19 protein-coding genes are annotated in these 24167 nt (G+C 49.0%); 9 read left to right on the top strand and 10 right to left on the bottom strand.

Annotation, left to right across the window (positions count from 1 at the left end; translation table 11 throughout):
* The first annotated feature begins 191 nt into the window (after positions 1–191).
* Positions 192–890, top strand: a complete 699-nt coding sequence (locus H7F15_RS07770) for a tol-pal system YbgF family protein (protein WP_185196408.1) — start codon at positions 192–194, stop codon at positions 888–890.
* A 76-nt stretch (positions 891–966) separates the two neighbouring features.
* Here the strand turns inward: H7F15_RS07770 and rlmH are convergent, their stop codons facing one another.
* The gene (rlmH, locus tag H7F15_RS07765; RefSeq protein ID WP_185196407.1) at positions 967–1440 is read right to left on the bottom strand and encodes a 23S rRNA (pseudouridine(1915)-N(3))-methyltransferase RlmH; all 474 of its coding nucleotides are present in this window, start codon (positions 1438–1440) and stop codon (positions 967–969) included.
* A 303-nt stretch (positions 1441–1743) separates the two neighbouring features.
* On the opposite strand from rlmH, the gene H7F15_RS07760 reads away from it, so the two are divergent.
* From H7F15_RS07760 to H7F15_RS07745, 4 genes are all read left to right on the top strand, one after another.
* Positions 1744–2136 carry a hypothetical protein gene (locus H7F15_RS07760; RefSeq protein WP_185196406.1) on the top strand — a complete coding sequence of 131 codons (393 nt, stop codon included), beginning with the start codon at positions 1744–1746 and terminating at the stop codon, positions 2134–2136.
* A 92-nt stretch (positions 2137–2228) separates the two neighbouring features.
* Positions 2229–3233, top strand: a complete 1005-nt coding sequence (locus tag H7F15_RS07755; protein ID WP_185196405.1) for a dienelactone hydrolase family protein — start codon at positions 2229–2231, stop codon at positions 3231–3233.
* A gap of 111 nt (positions 3234–3344) precedes the next feature.
* A complete protein-coding gene (locus H7F15_RS07750; RefSeq protein WP_185196404.1) occupies positions 3345–3908 on the top strand; it encodes a DUF4256 domain-containing protein in 564 nt (187 codons plus the stop codon).
* A gap of 41 nt (positions 3909–3949) precedes the next feature.
* Positions 3950–4474, top strand: a complete 525-nt coding sequence (locus tag H7F15_RS07745; protein WP_370523490.1) for a hypothetical protein — start codon at positions 3950–3952, stop codon at positions 4472–4474.
* Between the two features lie 219 nt (positions 4475–4693).
* Here the strand turns inward: H7F15_RS07745 and H7F15_RS07740 are convergent, their stop codons facing one another.
* Positions 4694–5029 carry an MGMT family protein gene (locus H7F15_RS07740; RefSeq protein WP_185196403.1) on the bottom strand — a complete coding sequence of 112 codons (336 nt, stop codon included), beginning with the start codon at positions 5027–5029 and terminating at the stop codon, positions 4694–4696.
* A gap of 325 nt (positions 5030–5354) precedes the next feature.
* Between H7F15_RS07740 and H7F15_RS07735 the strand changes: the two genes are divergently transcribed.
* From H7F15_RS07735 to H7F15_RS07720, 4 genes are all read left to right on the top strand, one after another.
* Entirely contained in the window at positions 5355–6434 is a 1080-nt protein-coding gene (locus tag H7F15_RS07735) for an efflux RND transporter periplasmic adaptor subunit (protein ID WP_185196402.1), read from the top strand.
* A 13-nt stretch (positions 6435–6447) separates the two neighbouring features.
* A complete protein-coding gene (locus H7F15_RS07730; protein ID WP_185196401.1) occupies positions 6448–9543 on the top strand; it encodes an efflux RND transporter permease subunit in 3096 nt (1031 codons plus the stop codon).
* A 29-nt stretch (positions 9544–9572) separates the two neighbouring features.
* Positions 9573–10883: a TolC family protein gene (locus H7F15_RS07725; protein WP_185196400.1), complete on the top strand. Its 1311-nt coding sequence runs from the start codon at positions 9573–9575 to the stop codon at positions 10881–10883.
* Positions 10884–10982: 99 nt separating this feature from the next.
* Positions 10983–12266, top strand: coding sequence for an MgtC/SapB family protein (locus H7F15_RS07720; protein WP_185196399.1), 1284 nt, complete (start codon positions 10983–10985; stop codon positions 12264–12266).
* On the opposite strand, the gene H7F15_RS07715 is transcribed toward H7F15_RS07720, so the two are convergent.
* From H7F15_RS07715 to H7F15_RS07680, 8 genes are all read right to left on the bottom strand, one after another.
* Entirely contained in the window at positions 12261–13328 is a 1068-nt protein-coding gene (locus H7F15_RS07715) for an acyltransferase (protein ID WP_185196398.1), read from the bottom strand. The two genes, H7F15_RS07720 and H7F15_RS07715, sit on opposite strands and share 6 nt — an antisense overlap.
* A 348-nt stretch (positions 13329–13676) precedes the next feature.
* The gene (locus H7F15_RS07710) at positions 13677–14312 is read right to left on the bottom strand and encodes a porin family protein (protein ID WP_185196397.1); all 636 of its coding nucleotides are present in this window, start codon (positions 14310–14312) and stop codon (positions 13677–13679) included.
* Between the two features lie 62 nt (positions 14313–14374).
* Positions 14375–15418 (bottom strand): type IX secretion system membrane protein PorP/SprF, encoded by a 1044-nt coding sequence (locus H7F15_RS07705; RefSeq protein WP_185196396.1) that lies wholly within the window; start codon positions 15416–15418, stop codon positions 14375–14377.
* Positions 15415–19209 (bottom strand): PKD domain-containing protein, encoded by a 3795-nt coding sequence (locus H7F15_RS19595; protein ID WP_185196395.1) that lies wholly within the window; start codon positions 19207–19209, stop codon positions 15415–15417. The genes H7F15_RS07705 and H7F15_RS19595 overlap by 4 nt, the downstream gene beginning before the upstream one ends.
* 514 nt (positions 19210–19723) lie before the next feature.
* Positions 19724–20989, bottom strand: coding sequence for an amidohydrolase (locus H7F15_RS07695; RefSeq protein ID WP_185196394.1), 1266 nt, complete (start codon positions 20987–20989; stop codon positions 19724–19726).
* A gap of 28 nt (positions 20990–21017) precedes the next feature.
* Positions 21018–22496 (bottom strand): MFS transporter, encoded by a 1479-nt coding sequence (locus H7F15_RS07690; RefSeq protein ID WP_185196393.1) that lies wholly within the window; start codon positions 22494–22496, stop codon positions 21018–21020.
* 242 nt (positions 22497–22738) lie between these two features.
* Positions 22739–23080, bottom strand: a complete 342-nt coding sequence (locus tag H7F15_RS07685) for a hypothetical protein (protein WP_185196392.1) — start codon at positions 23078–23080, stop codon at positions 22739–22741.
* Between the two features lie 271 nt (positions 23081–23351).
* Positions 23352–24026, bottom strand: coding sequence for a response regulator transcription factor (locus H7F15_RS07680; protein WP_185196391.1), 675 nt, complete (start codon positions 24024–24026; stop codon positions 23352–23354).
* Positions 24027–24167 lie beyond the last annotated feature (141 nt).

Below are 24167 nucleotides of genomic sequence, written 5' to 3'. Positions count from 1 at the left end.
ATGTTATGCTGCACGCCTGCACCCGGCACGCAACGCTTTTAGACAACCGGCCAACCTATAGTTACCAGCAACAAACTATACCTGCCCAACAGCATTTTAAGCAAAAAGATTTAAAGCGGCCCGGGCTTTATAATGTTCTTAACTAAAATTACATTTGTTTATCAAAATAACCTTTCCTGACCATTGCACAAATGAAACCAACAAGCTTGATATCTGCCCTTTTTATAGTTGTTTTTGCCATAAGCACGTCATTTGCTCAGAAAAAACAGACTTTGGCTGACAGTCTTTACAATGAAGGAGTTACTTTTTACAGCCAGAATCAATTAACTGAGGCAGTAACGAAATTTGAAGAAACTATATCGCAAAACCCAAAGCATAAAGATGCCCTTTTTAACCTGGCTGTCATAAGTCTGGGCGCTGGTGACAGAGAGAAAGGTGTCAGCTATCTGCAAACCTGTGTACGACTTGGTGACAGAGAAGCTGCCAGCATGTTGCGCGATAAATTAAATGTGCAGATCGCCTATGCTGACACAATGTATTTTGAAGATATTGAGGTTGGCCCTAAAATTATAGTTAAGGGCGTAGCAGAAGACCTTTTTATACCTGGTGATATAAACCCCGCTCTGAGGCACGAAATATTAAAAGGTATGAAAGGTTCTAAACTAATAAGTAAGGACGCTGGCAAAAGCAGGCTCTATGCTCTGAATTTATTTATCAGGGAGAATGGCACTATAGACGCCGAAGTGTTGAACCATGACAGCAAGATGGTGCAACGTGAAGTTTCCCGCATATTACAAAGCATACCAAACATTATCGCCCCGAGTCATAATGGTAAAAATGTTACATTAAAAGGCTTTGTTATACCCATAAGAGTAACCAATCTTAAATAGATTTTCGTCCGTTTAGCCAAGCAAAGCTTATTCACAACTATAATAAAATCATTCTTAAAGGCTCCAGAACTATAGTTTAGTTGTTGTGGTACTTCTCGCCGCGCAGAATAGTGAAACCGCGGTATAGTTGCTCGGTAAAAAACAGGCGTACCATCTGGTGGGTGAAGGTCATTTTAGAAAGCGCCATTTTCTCGTTGGCCCGGTTATAAACAGCCTCCGAAAAACCGAAAGCCCCGCCAATTACAAAAATAAGGTTGGTGGTTACAGAGTTCAGTTTTTTCTGCAGAAACGTCGCAAATTCGTTGGAGGTAAACATCTTGCCCTGCTCATCCAGCAGTATCAGGTAATCGCCTTCCTGCACCTTCTGCAGTATCAGCTTGCCTTCTTCGTCTTTCAGCTTATCCGATGTAAACTTGCCGCCCTGCTTTATATCGGGTATAACTATAAACTCGAACGAGTGGTAATGCTTCAGGCGTTTCAGGTACTTATCTATCCCTTCTTCCAGAAACTTTTCGTCGGTTTTGCCGATGGCTATTAATTTGATCTTCATTGCTTGCGCCGGTTTCCGCGAAGGTCGGGAGATTGGCAGGATTTTACAATTCAGCTTTATCCTATTCAGCCATACCTCCCCTGATTTATACTTCCTGTAATTATATAGTTTGGCCTGTATATAGTATATTCGGTAATCCGACTCCGTATTGCCGCCGGATTTGGTTGTGTAAATGGAATAAACTTCTGCTATACTATAGTTAGGTTATTTAGGAGAAATAACTTTAAGATAGGTAAGTATTTAAATGAAAAACAAACCCTATATCCCTACAACTTATTTGATACAGTTAACAACAAATTAAGAATGCAAATCATTAAGAAGGCTTATTACTACTCTTATTGTATATTAAATGGTTTTGCCAGAAACATGTATGATGACGGTTACTCCACTTACAAAGCAGTATTTCTTTTAGTTGCTATACAGGTAATGTGGCTAAGTGTATTGTGTAAATATTGGGGCTTGACAACCGACTATAGCCCTTATTCTACTTTTAATATAGGAATGGGAATAGTCCTTTATAACATTAACTATTATCTAATAAAAAAGAACTGGGGATTGTCAAACCCACCTGAAGAATATGCTTCCTTTTCTATTCCTACAAAACTGATTTGGTGTGCTTTTTTAATGGCCTTGGGCGTTGCTGGACTTTTCTTCAATATGTACATAAATCATGTCCTTGACCTTCCTGTATACTAAAAGGATTAATCAAACATTTACAACAAGACCTAACAAGCCCTAAAGCACACCTGATGGTGTACCTTAGCCAAAACGTTATCTACATAAGCTAAATGAAACAACCTTTACTATTCATTCTTTTTCTGTTACTGCTACATACACAAGGTGCAGCGCAAGCCAGTAAACCAGGAGATTTCGGCTTCAGGCACATGCAAACCTTTTATAAAAAGGACACGGTGGATATTCTGGTACTGTCGAAGAAGGGAGAGGAAGAAAAGACAAAGCCGTTGTTTCTATTTGTGCAAGGTTCGCTTCCGGTACCGCTCATCCTGCTGAAAGAGAATGGAAGTCCTTACAGTGTTTTCCCATTCAAAGCCGAAATATTGCTGGGCAAATATCACCTTGCAATTATCAGTAAACCCTATGTGCCGCTCATCAAAGAAGCAACCGGGTTGCGGGGAGACATGGCTTATATCAACCCGGTTACCAAAACTTTCCCCAAACAGTATATCGAGCGGGATAACCTGGACTACTATGCCAACCGAAACAAGCACGCCATAAAGTTCCTGAAAAAGCAAAGCTGGATAAGCGACAGGGATATGGTCGTTGCCGGGCACTCAGAGGGAGCAGCTGTGGCCGCTAAACTTGCGGAGCTGTCTAAAGATGTTACCCGACTTATTTTTGCCAGCACCAATCCTTTCGGAAGAATGATGACTATAGTTTCTCAGATAAGGCAGCGGGATGACTCATTGGGTACGGCCACGGAGAAGCAGTTTCAGTTCTGGCAGGAGCTGGTCAACGATCCGGAGAATAACCAGGTGCAGGGTGAAGTTACATTCAAGTCGGTTTACGGCTTCTCCAAACCACCTATAGTTTCCATCCACAAGCTGAAGATTCCGGTACTGGTTGTTTATGGCACAAAAGACATTGCTGCTCCATTTTTTGATTACATGCGCCTCGATGCCATCCGTAACAAAAAGCAAAATATTACCTTCAGGCCCTATGTCGGAAGAGAGCATAACTTCTTTGGTTTTAACGAAAATGGCAAGGTGAATTATGACGACTTTGGATGGGATACAGTTGCACAGGATTGGAAAGCGTGGCTTGAAAAGAAATGATCAGTTGCCTGAAACAAAGCAGACCTAACTTGTGCCTCGCTCCAGCCTTTGGTAACACAAAATGTTATCACTAAATTAAACCCCTTGTCTGTACACCACCACCCTATAACTATGGCGAACCAAAAAGAATTACTACCCGAAGAGCGCGAAGAACTTTTAAGCCTGTTAAAGGCCCGTTTTGAAAAGAACATGAACCGCCATAAAACTATAGAATGGGCTAACGTTGAGGCAAAGCTGGAAGCAAACCCGGAGAAACTATGGTCGCTGCAGGAAATGGAAAGAACCGGAGGTGAGCCCGATGTGGTGGGGTATGATGCAGAAACAGGCGAATTCATTTTTTACGATTGCGCTGCCGAGAGTCCGAAAGGCCGCCGGAGTGTTTGCTACGACCACCAGGCGCTGGAAGAACGAAAAGAGCACAAACCACAGAACAGCGCCGTGGAAATGGCTAATGACATGGGCATCGAACTTTTAACAGAACAGCAGTACCGCGAACTGCAGCAGCTGGGCAAATTCGACCTGAAAACATCCAGCTGGGTGCAAACACCTGCCGGGATCAGGAAACTGGGCGGCGCCCTGTTCTGCGACCGCCGCTACGACACCGTATTTTTGTATCACAACGGAGCACAATCCTATTATGCTGCCCGTGGGTTCAGGGGGTGTTTAAAAGTATAAAACCTGATTTATAAAGCATATAAGCAGGCAGCAACTATAAGGTGCAAAACCTGACTAAGGTGTTACAAACTATAGTTCAGCGCTATCAAAAAGACCAACTTATGGAAATTATCCCGCTTACCCCGAGACCCGAAACAGAGCAGAACGAAAAGCTGCGCCGGAACTTCATTCAGTTTGAAAACCTGCTGAACGAGTTAAGAACCAGACAGCTGCCTGCTGACATCATAGCACACATCAACAATGAAGTCAGTCTCATCAACGCGGCACCAGCCTCAGAAAAAGAGTTGGCAAAGCAGATCAGCAGAAGCCAGTCCGGTATTTTAAAACGAATCGAAAAAGAGCTTAAACTGGTACCAAAAAACCATTACCGCAACCTGTGGCTGGCACTGGGCATGAGTACATTTGGCTTACCATTTGGGGTAGTGTTCGGGTTAAGTTTAGGCAACATGGCATTTTTAGGGATAGGTTTGCCCATAGGGATGGCAATTGGTGTTGCCCTCGGAACTGCCCTGGATAACAAAGCCGAGAAAAATGGCACGCAGCTGAACCTGGAAATGAAGCACTAACCCTTCAAACTATAGTTTGCCTCTGCCCTCGCTCGCCTCTGGTGAGTATGCGTTACTTACGGACTCTGGCCGCGCTAAATTATAGTTTACAGTAATAGTTTAAAACCGGATGATAACGTGACAGGATGCCACTCGCGGGACGCGAGCGTGGTCGTTAAGCACTAACCCTTAAAACTGTAGTTTGCACCAACCTCTATAGTTAGCTATAGTTCCCTTTCGTTACAGCAACTCTTTGCTCGGGTCCCAGAACAGTTTTTCAAAATTTACGACCTGGTCTTTTTCTACTTTCACGCCCTCCTGCTCCAGGCGCTCCTGCATGGCATTGCTGCCTTCAAAATGCTGTTTGCCGGTAAGCATGCCTACCCGGTTTACCACCCGGTGGGCCGGTATTTTAGTAAACGGCTGCGAAGCAATCAAAGCCCACCCTACCATCCGCGCCGAGCCTTTGGCGCCTAAATAACTGGCAATAGCACCATAACTGGTCACTCTGCCTTTCGGTATCAGTTTCACCACTTCGTACACGTTTTCAAAAAAGTTCTCTTTCTTATCGCTCATCTTTCTGGTAGCTGCATTTGCTGTTTAACTCAAAAATAACGCTGTTCGGCTATTCAATTTATATTTATGCAGATAATTGTTCAAATGGTTTCTGTTTCAGTAGTTAAGGTTATAACTTTAAAATTGCAAACTTGTGCCAGGCAGGCAACTATAGCTTATTTATACGCTTCCGGATTAAACCTTTAGTGCTGCTGCCTGTCAAAGTGTGCGGCTTGCCGGCTCCTGTCTTTAGGCCCGAAATACACCAGTACGAGTCCGAATTAAACGTAACTATAACCATACTTTACTAATCTAACCCCGTCGCGGGCGGAAATTCTGATCACCTATGAAGATTAAGTACATCATTTACACCTTGCTTATACTTGGGTTTGGCGCTTTGGTAGCGTACCGCATCATGCAAAACAAAGCGGAAGGCGGTGGCGGCCCCAAAGGCCCGGGCGGACCAGGTGGTGGCAGCGCGCCAGCCATGCGGGTAAGCGGCGTAGTGCTGCAGCCGCAAAGCTTTTCCAATACACTGTCGGTAACAGGCTCCATCGAGGCCAACGAGCAGATCCAGATCCGTCCGCAGGTGTCGGGTGTGGTGCAGTCCATTTCGTTTAACGAGGGCAGCAAGGTAAGCAAAGGCCAGGTACTGGTTAAGGTAGATGACTCAGAATTGCGCGCACAGCTGGCACAGGCCCAGACCCGCCAGAGCCTGGCCGCTGAGAACGAGCGCCGCGCCGAACTGCTGCTGAAAAAAGAAGCCATCAGCCGCGAAGAGTATGATGTAGCGCGCGCCGACCTGAAATCGGCACAGGCCCAGACCCAGCTGATACAGGCACAGTTAGCCAAAACAACTATACGCGCCCCATTCGCCGGCCAGATCGGTCTGCGCAACATTTCCGAAGGCAGCTTTATCTCTCCCGAAACAGTTATTGCCAACCTCGTGAACACCGATCCGCTGAAGATCACGTTCTCGGTGCCTGAAAAGTACGCCGGCCAGGTAAAAGAAAATGTTACCCTGAATTTTACCATTGCCGGATCACCCAAAAAATATACAGCAACCGTTTATGCTATAGAGCCCGGTATTGAAGCGAGCAGCCGTACGCTGCAGCTACGTGCCCGTGCCTCTAACGGCGACGGTAGCCTGATGCCCGGTTCTTTTGCGAACATAGAGCTGCCGCTTGCGGTTATAGATGATGCCCTGCTGGTGCCTACGGAAGCTGTGATTCCGGTGCAGAATGGTAAAAAAGTGTTTGTAGCCAAAGATGGCAAGGCCAAAGAAACCATGATCGAGACCGCCACACGTACCGAAAAGGATGTACTGGTTACGGCAGGCCTGCAGCCCGGCGACACCGTACTGACCACCGGAATTATGACGTTAAGAGAAGGAAGCCCTGTTAAAGTAGCTGTTGGTAAGAAATAAAAGCGCAACACGTATGAGTTTATCCACCACAAGTATAAAGCGTCCGGTTTTTACGATCGTAATTAACCTGATGCTGATTTTGTTCGGCTTCATTGGGTACAGCTTCCTGGGCGTACGCGAGTATCCGTCCATCGACCCGGCCATCGTTTCGGTGAGTACCAGCTACTCGGGTGCCAACGCCGATATCATTGAGTCGCAGATAACGGAGCCCCTGGAGAAAGCCATTAACTCCATTGATGGTATCCGGAACATTTCTTCCTCCAGTAACCAGGGCCGAAGCAACATCAACATCGAATTTAACCTGGATAAAGACCTGGAAGAGGCAGCCAACGACGTGCGCGACAAAGTATCGCAGGCTGTGCGTAACCTGCCCCAGGATATTGACTCCCCGCCTGTAGTTTCCAAAGCCGACGCTGACTCGGAGCCGATTATTACCATGACAGTGCGCAGCGACAGCCGCGACCAGTTACAGCTAAGCGACTATGCGGAAAACGTGATCTCGCAGCGCCTGCAAACTATACCGGGCGTAAGTAGCGTGCAGATCTGGGGACAGAAGCGCTATGCCATGCGCCTGTGGCTCGACCCGGTGAAGCTTGCCTCTTATGGCCTGACTGTTGGGGATGTGCGCACTGCCCTGAACCGCGAAAACGTAGAGCTGCCATCCGGTAAGATCAGTGGTGATAATACCGAACTGGTTGTAAAAACCCTGGGTAACCTGTCTACAGCTGAGCAGTTCAACAACCTTATCGTGAAGTCAGATGGTGGCAAAATTATCCGTTTCAGCGACCTGGGTACAGCAGAGCTTGGCCCTGAGAACCTGGAAACCAAAATGAGCGAGTCGGGCCAGCCGATGGTGGGTCTTGCCATTATTCCGCAGCCGGGCACCAACTACCTCGATATTTCAGATGCCTTTTACGAGCAGTTCGAGAAACTGAAAAACGACCTGCCGGAAGATATCACGCTGAATATTGCGATGGATAACACCGTGTTCATCAAGCAATCGGTAACAGAAGTAGCCGAAACTATACTGATAGCCCTGGTGCTGGTGATCCTGATCATTTACCTGTTTTTCCGCGACTGGAGCATTGCCTTCCGTCCGCTTATCGATATTCCGGTTTCGCTTATCGCTACGTTCTTTATCATGTACCTGTGCGGGTTTTCGGTTAATGTGCTTACCCTGCTGGCTATAGTTCTGGCTACAGGTCTGGTAGTGGACGACGGTATTGTGGTAACGGAGAACATCTTTAAAAAAGTGGAAGAAGGGATGTCGCCGATCGAGGCAGCTATAAAAGGCTCGAACGAGATCTTTATGGCGGTTATCTCTATTTCCATCACACTGGCAGCCGTGTTTCTTCCGGTTATTTTCCTGGAAGGCTTCGTCGGGCGACTCTTCCGGGAATTCGGGGTGGTAATTGGCGCAGCCGTGCTCATATCGGCCTTTGTGTCGCTTACGCTCACGCCAATGCTGAACGCTTACCTGATGAAGAAAGGTGGCCATAAGAAAACCAGGTTCTACAACTTTACAGAGCCTTACTTTGAGCGCATGAATGCGGCTTACGCCAGCTCGCTGCGTGGCTTTATGCGCAATAAATGGCTAAGCTTCCCTATCCTGATCGCCTGCCTTGGCCTGACAGCCCTGTTCTATACTGTTCTTCAGAAAGAGACTGCCCCTTACGACGACAGAAGTATGATCCGTGTGATGGCTACTGGCCCGGAAGGAGCATCGTACGAGTACATGGACCGCTTTATGCAGGAACTGACACAACTGGTAAACGATTCGGTGCCGGAGAAAGCTGTGAACCTGGTAATTACCTCGCCGGGTTGGGGCGGTGGCTCTGTAAACAACGGTATGATGCGACTGGCTTTGGTGCCGCCGGGTGAGCGCGAGCGTTCTCAGAAAGAAATTGCTGATTACCTGACCGGCCTAACACGCCGTTACCCGGAAGCAAGAACCATGGTAACGCAGCAGCCAACTATATCGGTGAACCGCCGTGGTGGCCAGCCGATTCAGTACATCATTCAGGCACAGAACTTCCAGAAACTGGAAGAGAAGATACCGGCCTTTATGGAAGAAGCCGCCAAAGACCCGACCTTCTCGAACGTAGATGTGAACCTGAAATTCAACAAGCCGGAGATTAACATTTCTATCGACCGCGAAAAAGCACAAAGCCTTGGTGTGTCGGTAATAGATGTGGCCCAGACGTTACAGTTGTCGCTTAGCGGGCAGCGTTTCGGATACTTTTTGATGAACGGACGCCAGTACCAGGTAATGGGCCAGTTTGACCGACCTGACCGCGACGATCCACTGGACCTGACCTCGCTGTTCGTGCGCAGCAAAACCGGCGAACTGGTGCAACTGGATAACTTAGTAACTTTAACTGAGCGCAGCAGCCCGCCGCAACTATACCACAACAACCGCTACATGTCGGCTACCGTTTCGGCTGGTCTGGCACCGGGCATGAGTATAGGCGACGGCATTGATGCCATGGACCGCATCAAGGAAAAAGTACTGGACGACAGCTTTACCACTGACCTTGGCGGTGAATCGAGAGACTTTGTGGAAAGTGGTTCGAACACGATGTTTGCTTTCGGCCTTGCGCTCTTACTGATCTACCTGATCCTGGCTGCCCAGTTCGAGAGCTTTATAGATCCGCTTATCATTATCCTGACGGTGCCGATGGCGGTAGCCGGTGCTATGCTTTCGTTATGGCTGTTCGGCCAGACCTGGAACATCTTCAGCCAGATCGGAACGATCATGCTCATAGGGCTCGTCACGAAGAACGGTATTCTGATAGTCGAATTTGCGAACCAGCTCCGGGAACAGGGCAAACCTAAGATGGAAGCTATTCTGGAAGCTTCAGAAGCCCGTCTGCGCCCTATTCTGATGACCAGTTTAGCCATTGCCTTAGGTGCTTTGCCAATTGCTCTGGCACTTGGTGCAGCTGCGCAAAGCCGTATGGGTATGGGTGTGGTAATTGTGGGAGGCACCATGTTCTCACTTATCCTTACCTTGTTCGTTATCCCGGCTATCTATTCCATGTGGTCCAGAGAGCGCAAGCATCACCCGGAATTTGATCATATAGAAGAGTTCGAAAAAGCGACTGTTTAATTTTTCACCGATCTATCTACCAATCTTATATGAAGTTTAAAATTGCTGTCCTGTCTGTTTTTGCCCTGATACTGCTGAGTGGCAGGGCAAAGGCGCAGGAAGTACTCACCCTGGAAGAAGCCATCCGGATAACACTGGAGCGGAACTATGACATTAAGCTGGTTGCCAACGACCTGGAGATCAACAAAAATAATGTAACCAGAGGCAATGCCGGCATGCTGCCTGTAGTAACCGGCAACGTGGTGCAGAACAATACAATCCAGAACAGGTCTGAGAACCGTGAGAGCGGCCAGGTAATTGAGCGTACCGGCGCCCGGGGCAATACCCTGAACTATGGCGTTGGCCTTAGCTGGACAGTGTTTGATGGCTTTGGCATGTTTGCCCGCTACGAGCAGTTGCAGGAACTGGAAAGATTAGGCGAAGCCAACCTGAAGCAAACCATCCTGACCCGCATTGCCGATGTAACCAGTGTATATTATAACCTGGTGCAACAGCAGCAGCAACTAAACGCCCTCGATACGGCCATGGTTATCTCGCGCGAGCGCGTAGAGACGGCACAGAACCGTTTTGAGATCGGAAAAGCATCGAGGCTGGAAGTGCTGAATGCACAGGTTGACCTGAATACGGATACTACCAACATCCTGCGCCAGCGCGAACTATACCAGAACACGCAAACCCAGCTGAACGAGCTGATGGCACGGGATGTTTCTGTGCGTTTCAGGGTGACAGACGATATTAGCATTGATGAGCAGCTGAACCTGGCAGAACTGACTGAAAGAGCAACCCAGCAGAACCCGTCGTTGCAGGCGGCGCTCATTAACAGACGCGTGGCCGAACTCGATCTGAAACAGGTAAAGGCAAGCCGCCTGCCCACGGTTACCCTGAACTCGGGGTATAACTTTAACCGTTCTGAATCGGCGCTTGGCTTTACGACCCTTTCCACAGGGCGGGGTTTTAACTATGGCGTTTCAGCTGCTGTTCCTATTTTTAACGGATTCGAGCAGCGCCGTAACCAGCAGAATGCCAACATCAACATCAGCAGCGCACAACTGGAGTACGATCGTTTAAACCAAACTATAAACGCACAGCTCACCACTGCCTACAACTCCTACCTTACCAGTCTATCGCTGGTGAAGCTGGAAGAAAAGAACCAGGAAATCGCCAAACGTAACCTCGAGATCACGATGGAGAAGTTCCGTATCGGCAGCATCACCCCTATCGAGTTCAGAGAAGCACAACTCAACTATGTGAACGCTACGGTGCGCTACAGCAATGCGCAATACCTGGCCAAGCTGTCGGAGGTATCGCTGAAAGAAATTGCCGGCGCCCTGACCTTTTAAGACCTCCTGCTAAAACAGCATAAACTATAAAAGTATAGCGGTCGGCTATACTTTTATAGTTTATAGCTATATCTTAGTTTCTGAAAGCAGATTCGGCTTATGCCCCACTTCGAACTTTTTCAGACACTGGCCATCGCGCTTGGCCTTGGTTTGCTGGTAGGCCTGCAACGGCAGCACCAGAAAGCCCGCATTGCCGGCATCCGTACGTTTCCGCTTGTTACGTTGTTTGGTACGGTCTGCGCCCTGCTGGCAGGCAACTATGGCGGCTGGATTGTGGCAGCCGGCGCCCTGGCCACCACAGCGCTTATAGTTACGGGCAACCTGATGCAACGCACCCACAGGCGCGCAGATGTAGGCCAGACCACAGAAGCAGCGCTGCTGTTGATGTTTGCCGTTGGTGCTTACCTCGTATTTGGCAAAACCGCGGTAGCGGTGGCCATTGGCGGTGCTACAGCTGTATTGCTCCACTTAAAAGAAACGCTGCACCAGACTATAGCCCGCCTCGGCGAGAAGGACCTGCACGCAATCATGCAGTTCGCGCTCATCTCACTGGTTATACTACCAGTGCTCCCCGACCAGCCTTTTGGTCCTTATGGTGTCCTGAACCTTTACAATATCTGGCTGATGGTGGTGCTTATAGTTGGCATCGGGCTGGCCGGTTATTTTGCCTACAAACTTTTCGGGGATAAGGCGGGCACCTTACTGGGAGGCATACTGGGCGGTCTTATTTCGAGCACAGCTACCACGGTAAGTTATGCCAAGCGTTCTAAAGCAGGGCACACTCAAGATACCAACTATAACCTTATCGCGCTGGTGATCTTTATTGCTACGGCTGTTTCGCTGCTGCGCATTATGGTAGAAGTGGCGGTAGTGGCACCCGGTACACTAACTATAGTTGCTCCGCCGTTTGCCACCCTATTACTGCTTATGGCAGCGCTTATTGTGCTGGGGTTCTTTTTTAAGAAGGATAATGCCGGGCGTATGCCGGAACAGGAAAACCCTGCGCAGCTCAAAACTGCTTTTGTGTTCGGGGCTATTTATGCCATTGTAATACTGGCTACTGCGGCTGCCAAAGACCATTTCGGCGACAGTGGTCTGTATATTGTTGCCATCATCTCGGGCCTTACCGATGTAGATGCCATAACCCTTTCTACCTCGCGGCTGATGAACAGTGAAACTGTAGACATGGAAACGGGCTGGAAAGTGATCATGATCGCAGCCCTCTCCAATATTGCTTTTAAAGGTGCGATGGTAGCGGTGCTGGCCAGCCGCGCTCTTTTTGCCCGCGTAGCGCTGTTGTTCGGCATTTCGCTGGCAGCAGGGCTACTCATTATCTGGTTGTGGCCCGAAAATTTTGTCCTGCCGTGGCTGTCCCAACTATAGCCCCGAAACTGCCTTGCTTTTTTCCGGTATCTGCCGTGATGTAAAGCCACTTTCCGCCCCTCGTGGTACCTGCCGGGTAGTAAAGTGCTTGTACTTACTTTTCAGAAATTTCACGGCCGGCTGTTCTATGTACTGTGTTATCAGGTAAGCACAAACTATACTGACTACCAGCGGCGGCACTATTACAAGAACACTATCCCCAAAATAAGCTTTGGTCTGGTTGATGATGATAAAACCAATATACTGGTGGAACAGATACAAGGCATAGGAAATACTGCCCAAAAACAACAGCGGCCTGTTCACCAGGAATTCCAAACGTCCGTTGATGCCCAGGTAAAACACGCCGTACAGCAAAGCTGCCACTATCATATCGGCCCAGCCTTCCAGAGCAAATAAAGAGAGGGCTACCACAAAAGCAGCTGCCAGGTGCAGCTGAACTATAGTTCTGCGTCCTGTGCCTGTATATAACATGTAAAACAGGATGCCGGAGTAAAAGAAAACACCGTGGTACAGGTTAAGCAGACGCGCCGCATACCCCAGGTGCACAAAGTGCATATTTATAACATTCAGAACCAACCAGGCAGCCCCAACCCACAGCATCTTATCCAGTTTTCTAAACACAAATAAGGTTACCATCAGCAGGTAAAACATCCACTCCGAAAACAACGACCAGTACACGCCATCCACATCCGGCACACCTACGGCTTTCTGGAACATGGTCAGGTTTACCAGCATATCGCTAAAGGAGGTTTCCAGGCCCTCCAGTCCAAAATATTGTACACACCCGAACGTAAGCAGCAAGCAAACAATATAGGCCGGGTAGAGGCGCACGGCTCGGTTAAACAAAAAATCACGCGCACTGCTGATGCGGGAGAGCGTTAGGAATATCACAAACCCACTGATCATGAAAAAGAACTCTACCCCATACAGGCCGAAGTCAAAATCATAGTGCTCGCTAAAGCTGTGCCCGTACAGGTGGCGGTAAACAGAGGTATAATGGAAGTAAACTACGGCCAGGGCAGCCAATCCTCTCAACGAATCAAGGAATAAAAGTCTTTGCATAATAATAGTAAGCGTACTCTAACATAAAAACAGCGCCTTTGCAGGCTGTAACAGGAGTACCGGGCTGATTGGTGTTGCTGTTATTACAATCAGGAATTAGTTCGTCTGATAGTGGCGGTTACCGGCAGGGTCCTGGGCGCTTGCGGAGATACAGCTGACAAGTATACAACCACAGGCTTTCTCGGTTATACTTAAACGCTGCTTTATAGATGCAGAAAAAGGAGGGATTATATAGTGTTTTTCGGGGAAGATGGGAACGTAATATAGTTGCCAGTAACAAAAAAGCCTGCGCCGGGTAGCGCAGGCATTGCAGAGCGGGAGGGATTTAAACCACACCCCACAGCGTAATTACAGGTTTGAAGTCTTTTGATCAATGTAATAGCTTACCCCAACCTGAAATGTGCGGTTGCTGCCATCCCGGTTCTTTTCAGGAGAAGCTCCTTGGTGGTCGAGGGTATAATATGTCATGAGCAGCGGAAAACCATACGTATAGCGGGCATCCAGCTGCCAAGTGCTGGTAAGCTTATAAGCTACTCCTCCCGAAATGCCAAGGTCCAAGTCTTCGTAGCCAGCTTTGCCTTTCAGGTTGTAGGATGATTTTTCGGTTCTGGAAAAGGCAGCGACCAGGTAACCCGCTTCAGGCCCTGCATACACAGCCACTTTATCCGTTAGCCTGTACCCGACGAGCAAAGGCAGATTCACATAATGCAGGTCTATATTTCCTTTGTTATTGGACATGGATGCAGTGAATTGGTTGCCTTTTAAGGAATACAGCAGTTCAGGACGTACATAAAGTTTTTCATTCAGGTTAAACTCTGCAAACAGGCCAGCATGTGCTCCCAACCGCTCCCTAAAGTCATCCGGGTCTGCATCCTTAAAATGAATGCTGGAGATATTAACACCGGCTTTTGAGCCATATTGTACCTGGCCATAGTTCAGATGGCTGATCAGGCAAAGCAGTGTGAGTAGTAAAAATGATCTCATAAGTTGTTTTCTATGATCGTTTATTAAATGCGAAATTGGCTGTAAAGAGAGCGCACCCCTGTTTACCAGAAATCCGACGGGCTGAAGACTCTGTCGCGGTTGTGCAGGAGCAGGCCGATCACTACTTCGTGGCTACCCCTTCCATAGCGGCTCATGCCGGTTGCAGCCACATCGTACGCATAGCCTACCTGCACCAGGTTTTTAATGTTGATGCCTGCCAGGGCCACAAACGATTCCTGTTCGCGGTACGAGCCACCCAGCCATAGTTTATCATCAAGCAGCAGTTTCACGTTCACATCAGCGGTAAGCGGTGCGGGATTGGCATATTTTACTAACACCGAAGGCAGCACCGAAACTTTTGGCGACAGATAGACCTTGTAGCCTCCCATCAGGGAATGGTGTGCCCGCGAGCGGGCGTCGTTCTCCGTGGCCCCCTTGTCCCAAAAGTGGCGCGAGAGCTCGTCCTGAAACAATTGGGCGCTGGCGAAGCCTGCATAAAAACGCTCCGAGTAAAGCAGCATGCCGGCGGCTATAGTTGGTTTTGCCTGGTTATAGTAGCTGCCTAAAAAAGCAGGATCGTTCGGGTTGGTTAGCTCCAAAGCCGCTTCATCTACCTGGTACAGCGCAAAGCCAGCTGTCATCCCGGCTGATAGTTTCAGCGAGCGGGACACCGGCAGGTGGTAGGCATAACTCAGGCCCACATCGGTACGCTGCAGTACGCCGGCCTTGTCCCGAACTATAGCCAGCCCCGCCCCATGGTGCGGCAAGGCATGGAGTACATCTTTCGTTCTATAGTTCTGGCGCAGCGATTTGCTGCCGGTGCGCTCGCGGTACGGGAAAGACGTAGGCGTATTGCTGCGGTTCATCTTGCCCAGAGGCGTGTGGGCAGTCAGGTAAAAGGATTCCGGGGCACCCTCCACCCCACTCCACTGGCTGCGGTAACCGGTCTTCAGTTCGCCATAGTTCTCTGATCCGGCAAGAGCGGGATTGATAAGGTAACCATTCAGCATGTACTGGCTGAAATGGCTGAGCTGCTGGGCCCTGACAGTGGTCCAACTATAGCAAAACAGAAAAAGGAGCAGCGAAAGTAAGTTGCTTGTTTTCATCGCAGGATGGTAATAGCGCCGGTAAAGGCTTTTCTTCCTTTTTTAGTATCGATCACGTAGTAATAGGCCCCATCGGGCAGCGGGGAGCCGTTGCGGGTTCCATTCCAGGGCGTGCCGGGTCCCTGCCATTCGTGCACTTTGGTACCCCAGCGGTTAAAGATCTCGATCCGGACAGCCGGGTAATCCTCTATGCCTTCGATCAGCCAGACATCATTGATGCCATCGCCATTAGGAGAAATGCCGTTCGGGATCTTCAGTTTTTTGAGTACCTGCACGGTTACCTGGTCGGTGCTCTGGCAGCCTTCTGCCGAGGTGGCCGTCAGCGTATAGGTGATAGTTTCGGTCGGGGAAGCCAGCGGGCGGGCCAGGCTGGCATTATCCAGCGTAGCAGCTGATGACCACAGCAAGGTTCCTTCGCCGCTGCCCTGCAGGGTAATGGATTCGCCTTCGATGATCTGCAGGTCCGGCCCGGCATCAACTACAGGCACAGGCCCAAAGCGCAGCTCGACTTCATCCCAGGCTTCGGTGCAGGGGCTGTTGCGCACGGTCCACAGCAGTTTGTAGGTTTCCCCCATCCGGCCGCTAAAAGTAGCGCGCGGGTCATTGATATCAGAGAACGTACCACCTGCTCCGTTCAGGATCGTCCAGGTGCCGGTGCCGGTTGCCGGCGTGTTGGCAGCAAGTGTAGTGCTGGTAGTACCACAGACGGGCAGCTGGTCCGGGCCGGCCTGGGCCACTGGCAGGGGTTGTATAACTATAGTTTTCTCTATCACATCTTTGCACCCGTCGGTGGTGGTAACCTGTAGCTTTACTTTATAGCTTTTAGCCTGCGTGTAGCGGTGGCGCGGGTGCTGGTCAGTGCTTGTCTTGCCATCGCCAAAGCTCCAGAACCAGGATTCGATCTGGCCGACAGGGATCGTACTTTCATCCCGGAAGTTTACTTCATCCGAAATACAGGCCTGTACTGGCGAGAAAGCGGCCGTTGGTTTGGCATACACCGTAACGAGCTCCGTACTGCTGTGCTGGCAGCCCTTATCAGTGGTAACGGTAAGCGTAACCGGGTAGGTGCCTGATGCAGCGTAAGTATACTGCGGGTTAGCTGAAGTGGAAGTGCCCTCGCCATCCCCAAAATTCCAGTGATGGCCCACGATGCGGCCGCTTGCTACCGTTGAGGTATTCTTGAATACAATGGCTTCCCCGTCGCATACATTACCGGCCTGGAACTGGGCTACCGGCTCCGGGTTAATAGTAATGGTTTTGGTCACGATGCTTTCACAGATAATGCCGGAATAAGCTTTCAGCGTGACCTGGTACGTGGCCGCTCTTTCATAGGTATGCTTTGGGTGTTGTTCCTGGCTGGTCTTGCCGTCGCCAAAGTCCCATTCCCAGCGCACGATGCGGCCAAAAGGCACGGTAGAGGCATCAGTAAACTGCACTCCTTGTTTCTGGCAGAACTGCGCCGCCGAGAAATCAGCCTTCGGGTAGGCCCCACTTACCACATACTTTACTTCAATGGTTTCTGAGCAGCCTTTGTCGGAAGTGGCGGTCAGGCGCACGGTGTATTCTTTTTCGGCGGTGTAGCGATGACGCGGGTTTACTTCCGTAGATGTTTTCCCGTCGCCAAACTCCCACAGGTAGGTCATGGTACCAGAGGCAATGGTGGACTTGTTGACAAACTGCGCTTCATCCAGGATGCACACATCCGGCAATTCCATGGCTACAACTGGTTTTGGGTTGATCACCACTGGCTTTGTGATGGCTGTCTGGCAGCCAGTAGCAAAGGTCAGCGTGAGCGTAACCTGGTAGGTGTTGGGTGTCGAAAACGTGTGCTCCGGGTGTTGCAGCGTGCTGGTTGTGTTGTCGCCAAAGTCCCAGTGCCAGCCGGTGATCGCATCGGTCGTAGCGGTAGATTTATCGGTGAAGGAAATGCGGTTGTTTTCGCAGTTGCCGGTTACGGCAAAGGCAACAACTGGCCTGGGTTCTACTTTTACTTTTTGAGTGGATACACTGCTACAGCCGGAATTAGTCTTTACCTGCAAGGTAACCAGGTACTCCTTGGCTTCAGCGTAGGTCTTGCGAGGGTGCTGTTCGGTGCTTGTGGTGCCATCCCCAAAATCCCAGAGCCATTCCTTTACCTGGTTCCCTTCGCCGGCAACCGAAGACTCATCCCGGAACAGCATGGCACTGTTCAGGCACTCAGGGGAAAAGGAAAACGCAGCTTCCGGATTAGGTGACACAATAACCTGGGCAACTGACACATCCGTAGACCCGCACTCGTTGTCGTTATCGCGCACAGTGGTCAGGGTAACCGTATAGTCGCCGGGCTTTTCGTAGGTATGCTTCGGACTTGGCAGTGTGGAGGTAGTACCATCCCCAAAATCCCAGTGCCAGCTCAGGGGCTTGTAAGCAGTAAAGCCGCTGTAGGTCACTTCCTCCCCGTCGCAGTACTGGTACCTGTCCAGCGTCATGTGCTGTACTAGGTTAAGAGTACTCCCTCCTGCCGGGTAACTATACATATTTAATGTTCCCAACCCAAAAACAACGGCAGTAAAACCACCTGCAGCTTTCAAGTGGTGCTCCTCTTTTGAGACCCGACACCGGGCAAAGGAATAAACCGGGTTTCCCGGTATAGGAGAAAAAGCAACAGCAGCGCCATCCAACCTGAAAGTAGGGGCGTCATCGGTCTTCATAATCACATTGATGTAATCAAGTGTTGACTCATAGCCAACAAAATTGTAGACGGTGATTTCTGTTTGTACCTGCTCTACCGGGTTCAGAATGTTCATGTCCGGATAGTTTAGTACTTTATCACAGTAGTCTCGGTGTGCTGGCAGTTGTGCAACCGTGATTGGATTATCGGCTGTAATAAACAAAGGCTCACCAGAAAGGAACTCGCTAAACTCCCCTTCCTGTAAGGTAATCCTGAGCCCGTTACTGACTGTTATGCTGGTATTGTTTTCAGCAGCCAGTATCCTGTATTTGTCCCCTCCCAAACCTTCTGACAAGGGTGCTGTTGCAAAATTCTTACCCCAGGTAGTGATTGGAAAAAGTTGTTGAATAAATACATCGCCTTTAAAGAATCCATAGCAATCTGGCCTTGCATATTCCAGGGTTGAAAAAACCGCAATAGGTTTGCAATCATCCTCTCCAACACTCAGGGATTTGACTTTAGTCCCTGTCAGGTCCCCTTGTGCACGCAGTTGGTACATCTGTCCCTGCATTAGGGTGATCTCAATGGGCACTCCTTTAGCCTGCCCGTCCTCAGTTGTAGCGGTTGGGGTGATTTGAACGACAGTATTGTCTTCCACGGCTACCACAGTAAAACCTGTGGTATACACGTTGTCCGGGTTATGTTCTTCACTATAAGACATGACGACATACTCTCTACCTAAAGCTGTTACAGGCAATATCATAGTAGACGCGGTTATTAACTCATCGCCAGCAAAGGATGTGACTAAAACCGGGTCTTGTGAAGTAATCAGGACAGTCTTATTTTCTATCCGACCAGAGGAAGCCACAAAACCTTCAAGCGGTAAATTGATTCCGGCAACTTCATTGGCTTCAATGGTAAACTCTGTGCGAAATCCAATTTCCGGTATAGTGATAATACCAGACGTTGCAACGTCTGATGAGACATACACTATTTGTTTTACCAGCAAGTCTCTGAATTTGACTACGAATGGATAACGGAACTCTGTCCCTTTATTGGACGGTTTCTGGGCAAAGGCCGGGAAACTGAAGAGCAGGCACAGGATACTTCCTATGATTCTGTACAGTAAAGTTGCTTTCAAATTCGAAAAGTATGGAGCATTACTTTAGGTAGCATTCCTATTACAGCGGAGCGTTTCCTAAAAGAAAATTTTTACCTCACCCTGAAGATCAGGGCCTTATAATTACCAGCTGAAATTGCACAATAAGAGCAACCTTCATCCCAAATATAGGAAAAAATATATTCAGGACGACTTATAACATGAACGTAACTATAGCGGAGAAATGCGCCTATAGTAAAAAGTTGTTGGAAATGAATCAGGGTATTTCTGATACCTGATGCTGCTTTTGTACTGAGAAGCTCTTTTGTGCTATAAAGGCCTTAGTCAATTTAACTATAGTTTGGTAGCATCTATAGTCTTCTGCAAAACTACAACTATAGTTTACACCATGTGTTATGCCACACCGAAAGGGATTTAACAGGGACAAACTATAGCGATGCAGCAACTATATTATCATAAATAGTAAAAGCTCTGCCAGTATGCCAGAGCTTCTCTTATAACAATCTTTTCGTCCCGGTAACTTCCTCAGACCCGTTTAGTTGAACCAGGCTGCGGCGGCAGTCATCATGGCTTGCAGGCCGGTTTTTAAGGTAGGATGTATAACCGGGGCAAATTTAGGCGAATGATTACTTGGGATTGAATTCAGCTTTTCTGCTTTTAAAGCCTCCAGGTATACCTGTGGATCGGTGCCGCCTACAAACCAGAATACATAGGGCACGTTCCAGCTTCTCCCGAAAACACTGAAATCTTCGCTGGCAGAAGCGGGCTTGGTTTCAAAGGCCCTGTCGCCGAACTGTGCCTTAAAGGCCTCTACTACTTTAGCGGTGGCAACGGCATCGTTCACTGTCATCGGGTAGCTTACCATCTCGGTAAACTCCGGCTCTCTGGGAGCATTAGATGCAGCACATTCCGCACAACATATCCGCTTAACAGCCGACAGGATATGGTCTTTCACTTCCTCATTAAAGGTGCGGATATTGAGTTTCAGCGTGGCATCTTCGGGGATGATGTTTTCTTTGGTACCGGCCTGCAGCGAACCTACGGTCAGAACGGCATTCTCGATTGGAGCCACTTCGCGGGAAATGATGGTTTGCAGGCGCATGGTGGTGGCGGCTGCCATTACCACCGGGTCGATGGAGGTCTGTGGCTGAGAGCCATGCGATCCACGGCCAAATAGCTTTACCTTCAGGCTGTTGCCGGCAGACAGGATAGTACCGCTGCGATACTTTACCGTACCGGCTTCGCCTACCATAACGTGCTGCCCCAGGATAATGTCCGGCTTCGGGAAACGCTCCATCATGCCATCGTTTATCATGCTCAGGGCGCCGCGGCCTACTTCCTCTCCCGGCTGAAAAACTGCCATCAGCGTTCCCTTCCATAGTTCGCGGTGCTCCGAAAAGAGCCTGGCAGCCCCCATGAGCCAGGCTACATGCAGGTCGTGGCCACAGACATGCGATACACCAACTTCTGTCCCCTCCTCATCCCGGGCAACTTTCGTGCTGGCATAAGGCAAACCGGTATCTTCGGTTACAGGCAACGCATCCATATCAGCCCGCAGCATTACTACCGGCCCCTCGCCATTCCGTAACACACCCACCACACCGGTCACGCCAACACCGGTTGAAACCTCAAACTGGTACCTCGTCAGATAGTCTGCAGCAATCTGGGCTGTCCGGAATTCCTGCATCGATAGCTCCGGATTCTGGTGAATGTCTTTGTAGATGGTTTCCAGCTCGGGAAGCAACTGATCAACAAAACTGTCCAGTTTATCATTAAAGGCTTTGATCTTGGAGGTTTCCATAGGTATTGTATTATGTTCTAACTATAGATTATACGTTAGGGGATGCCAGCGTTTCTTCGGGGCTGGACTTAGGAATGGTGAGCATGATAGCAACTATAGCTACCACGATCATAAACACATTGAACAAAAGCCCGATACCAGCGGCAAAGCGCACATTCGCGTTATCGGTTCTGCCCATAAACAGGTCTGCCAGGGGTGGCATGCCTTCGTGCTGGCTTAGCCCATAGAAAATGGCTGCCGAAATGGCTACCCCAAAAGCAGCCCCCAACGACGAAGCCATCTTGTATAAGCCGGACGCTGAGCCTGCCTTATCGCCGGGTACGTTGCTAAGCGCTGCGTCTGTGGACGGTGTGGCATAAAAGCCGAGCCCGATCCCGAACAGGGTAAAACCTATGAACGATGCAATGATGTACTGTTCCGCCATCAGGAAAGTAAGACAGGTAAGCAGAATGCCAACCCCTGTAATAAAACAGCCCAGCAGCATCGGTTTTCTTGGCCCCATTTTCTGAAGCAGTTTCTCACCCACCCGTATCGTACTTAGCACGGCTACCAGATAGCCGATGGTAATTAACCCGGATTGCAGAGACGACAAGCCTGCCTCGGCCTGTACCAGCGCCAGCGAAACCAGCAGGGTTCCGGCAGCCCCGTTGAGCAGGAAATTCGATAATGTAGCACCTGAAAATGTCTGGTTACTGAAAAGCGACAGGTCAACAAAGCCGTTTTCGCTCCTCTTTTCTATGCGTAGGAAAATGATGCCTGCAATAATAAAAACGGCCACACCTACCAGCACCAGCGGACTTAACCAACCAAGGCTGGCCCCCTGCCCGATGACAATGTTGATAGCCAGCATGGCAATGATAAACGCAATAAGGCCGGGCCAGTCAAACGCTTTCTCATCTGTCGTAGTTGATTTGCTTTCGGGGGTTCCTCTGATTAAAAGATAACTTACTACCGCGACAACGATGGACAGAATAAAGATCCAGCGCCAGCCCATGGTAGAGGCAACCAGACCGCCAAACAGGGAACAGAGCCCTGAGCCACCCCACGAACCGATAGACCAGAAACTAAGCGCCCGCTGCCGCTCTTTGCCATCGTAATAAGCTTTCATTAGCGCCAGGGTGGCCGGCATGATACACGCAGCTGACAGCCCCTGCAGTATACGCCCGGCCAACAGGAACACGGCAGTTCCCGAAGGTGAAATAACAATAAGGAAAGAGCCGATAATACTGAGCAGTAACCCGATATAGGTCATCTTTACGCGGCCGATCCGGTCGGCCAGGCCACCGGCCACTACTATAAAAATGCCGGAAAACAAGGCGGTAATACTTACAGCGAGGTTATTCAGGGTATGGCTGATATTCAGCTCTTCCTGCATAACAGGAGCGATGTTGAGGGTTGTTTGTGCAAAAAGCCAGAAGGTGATAACGGCCAGCACAATACCAACTATAAGCTTGTCGGTTCCCTGGTAGGTTGCTGCAGTAGCCCGGGTTTGATTGGGAGAAGCCATACGCACATTAACATTTGTTATTTGAACGTAAATGCCTCTAAAAAAACAATATAAAATGTAAATATTTTATCCAGTAACAGAGCAGGAACGTCTTTCCGCCCTGTCCTACTGCAGGAAGCGTTTACAAAAATCTATCGTGTAGATCTGACAAGCGAGGTACTCTGCTTTGGCGTTTAGGTATTCCCGGATCCGCAAGCTTTAACTATAGCTGTGGTAGATGCACTTTAATAACCAACTATAGTTTAGGCAACCAACAGGTTTTGCAGTTCAAGGTCTGCATCAGGGTGTTGTAGTCCCAGCTCGGCGTAAAGCTGCCTGGCTTTTATATGCAGGGAAAACTTACCGAAGGCGTTTTTAAAAATCATAAAATCATTGCCGTCTATGATGCCTACACTACTGATCTGCCAGAGGGCGTACGCGAGCAGCGGACAAGTCACATTTACGGTATGCCGCACCAGCCCATGCATTATAAACCGGCACATTAAAGAACCATTTATCTCCTTCAGAATAAGGGTATTGCTCTCATTTAATCCGGCAGAAAGCTCTTGCAGCTCCTCTACAAGCCGGGTTTGGGAAGTATTCATGCTATATTTTGTTTCCCAGAGTTTTTTGTGACGCCGGAGTATGCTTGAAATCTTATGCCTGGTATTAACCTATAGTTCAGACGCTGAGTTACCTGAGCCTTACTTATTACTGAGCTGCACTAAAGCTGTACCCTGATGTAACAAATCATTTCAGGAATACACTAAGCTATGTTTACAGAGGTTGCCATAAACACCACCCTGAGGCAACTGATCAAGGTTGTTACGCAACCACTTATGTATTATAAAACTGCTATACATAGCGTATAGCCAACTATTTTGCAGCATCAATGTCGATGATCTTATGTCCGATCGCGTATTTGATCAGGTTGGCAGTGTTCTTGGCACCCGTTTTTTCAAGTATATTCTGGCGGTGCGTTTCTATAGTTCGTTTGCTGGTAAACAGCTTGTCAGCAATTTCGGCATTGGTGTATCCTTCGGCTATCAACGACAAAACCTCTATTTCCCTTTTCGACAGCCCCGTCTGTTCTACTTTTTCGTTTCTGGGCGCCACTTCCGACATAGCATTGGAGAGCATGTTAATTGAAAGCTCGCTACAGATATAGTTGGTACCATTGGCCACTAACTTTATCGCCGACCGGAGCTCGTCCTTGCCGGTTGTTTTTAGCAGATAGCCGGATGCCCCGCAGGTCATTATCTTCTGTACATACGGCAAGCTGTCCAGCATCGAAAGCGCCACTACTTTTGTCTCAGGATGTTCTGCCACTACATGTTCGGTGGCTTCAAAGCCGTCCATATCAGGCATGTTTATGTCCATGAGTACCACATCTGCCGGTTTCTGTGCCAGCATTTCCAGCAATTCCACGCCATTGCCGGCTTCGCCTATCACCTCTATCTCCTTGTCTTCATCCAGCAGCATTTTAAGGCCTTGCCGCAAAATCATGTGGTCTTCTGTAACTATAACTCTGACGCGCTTTTGTTCTGACATGCTCGTACTATATTTAAGATAAAGGAAATCAGTATCGTTGTATCCCTGGCACCACACATTTTGAATTGCCTGTTAACTCCTGCAAAAACATAAAGTTACCAGGTATCGCTTTATTCCAAGCTTATGGGCACTGTTATAAGC

Source organism: Pontibacter sp. Tf4, from assembly GCF_014212495.1.
Classification (GTDB): domain Bacteria; phylum Bacteroidota; class Bacteroidia; order Cytophagales; family Hymenobacteraceae; genus Pontibacter.
Note: the sequence above shows the minus strand (reverse complement) of the source record. Positions and strands in the feature narration are given on the sequence as shown.

Excerpts from the sequence above, each read along its gene's own strand:
- H7F15_RS07770 (WP_185196408.1), top strand. The coding sequence starts at position 192 with ATGAAACCAACAAGCTTGATATCTGCCCTTTTTATAGTTGTTTTTGCC.
- rlmH (WP_185196407.1), bottom strand. The coding sequence starts at position 1,440 with ATGAAGATCAAATTAATAGCCATCGGCAAAACCGACGAAAAGTTTCTG.
- H7F15_RS07760 (WP_185196406.1), top strand. The coding sequence starts at position 1,744 with ATGCAAATCATTAAGAAGGCTTATTACTACTCTTATTGTATATTAAAT.
- H7F15_RS07755 (WP_185196405.1), top strand. The coding sequence starts at position 2,229 with ATGAAACAACCTTTACTATTCATTCTTTTTCTGTTACTGCTACATACA.
- H7F15_RS07750 (WP_185196404.1), top strand. The coding sequence starts at position 3,345 with ATGGCGAACCAAAAAGAATTACTACCCGAAGAGCGCGAAGAACTTTTA.
- H7F15_RS07740 (WP_185196403.1), bottom strand. The coding sequence starts at position 5,029 with ATGAGCGATAAGAAAGAGAACTTTTTTGAAAACGTGTACGAAGTGGTG.
- H7F15_RS07735 (WP_185196402.1), top strand. The coding sequence starts at position 5,355 with ATGAAGATTAAGTACATCATTTACACCTTGCTTATACTTGGGTTTGGC.
- H7F15_RS07730 (WP_185196401.1), top strand. The coding sequence starts at position 6,448 with ATGAGTTTATCCACCACAAGTATAAAGCGTCCGGTTTTTACGATCGTA.
- H7F15_RS07725 (WP_185196400.1), top strand. The coding sequence starts at position 9,573 with ATGAAGTTTAAAATTGCTGTCCTGTCTGTTTTTGCCCTGATACTGCTG.
- H7F15_RS07720 (WP_185196399.1), top strand. The coding sequence starts at position 10,983 with ATGCCCCACTTCGAACTTTTTCAGACACTGGCCATCGCGCTTGGCCTT.
- H7F15_RS07715 (WP_185196398.1), bottom strand. The coding sequence starts at position 13,328 with ATGCAAAGACTTTTATTCCTTGATTCGTTGAGAGGATTGGCTGCCCTG.
- H7F15_RS07710 (WP_185196397.1), bottom strand. The coding sequence starts at position 14,312 with ATGAGATCATTTTTACTACTCACACTGCTTTGCCTGATCAGCCATCTG.
- H7F15_RS07705 (WP_185196396.1), bottom strand. The coding sequence starts at position 15,418 with ATGAAAACAAGCAACTTACTTTCGCTGCTCCTTTTTCTGTTTTGCTAT.
- H7F15_RS07695 (WP_185196394.1), bottom strand. The coding sequence starts at position 20,989 with ATGGAAACCTCCAAGATCAAAGCCTTTAATGATAAACTGGACAGTTTT.
- H7F15_RS07690 (WP_185196393.1), bottom strand. The coding sequence starts at position 22,496 with ATGGCTTCTCCCAATCAAACCCGGGCTACTGCAGCAACCTACCAGGGA.
- H7F15_RS07685 (WP_185196392.1), bottom strand. The coding sequence starts at position 23,080 with ATGAATACTTCCCAAACCCGGCTTGTAGAGGAGCTGCAAGAGCTTTCT.
- H7F15_RS07680 (WP_185196391.1), bottom strand. The coding sequence starts at position 24,026 with ATGTCAGAACAAAAGCGCGTCAGAGTTATAGTTACAGAAGACCACATG.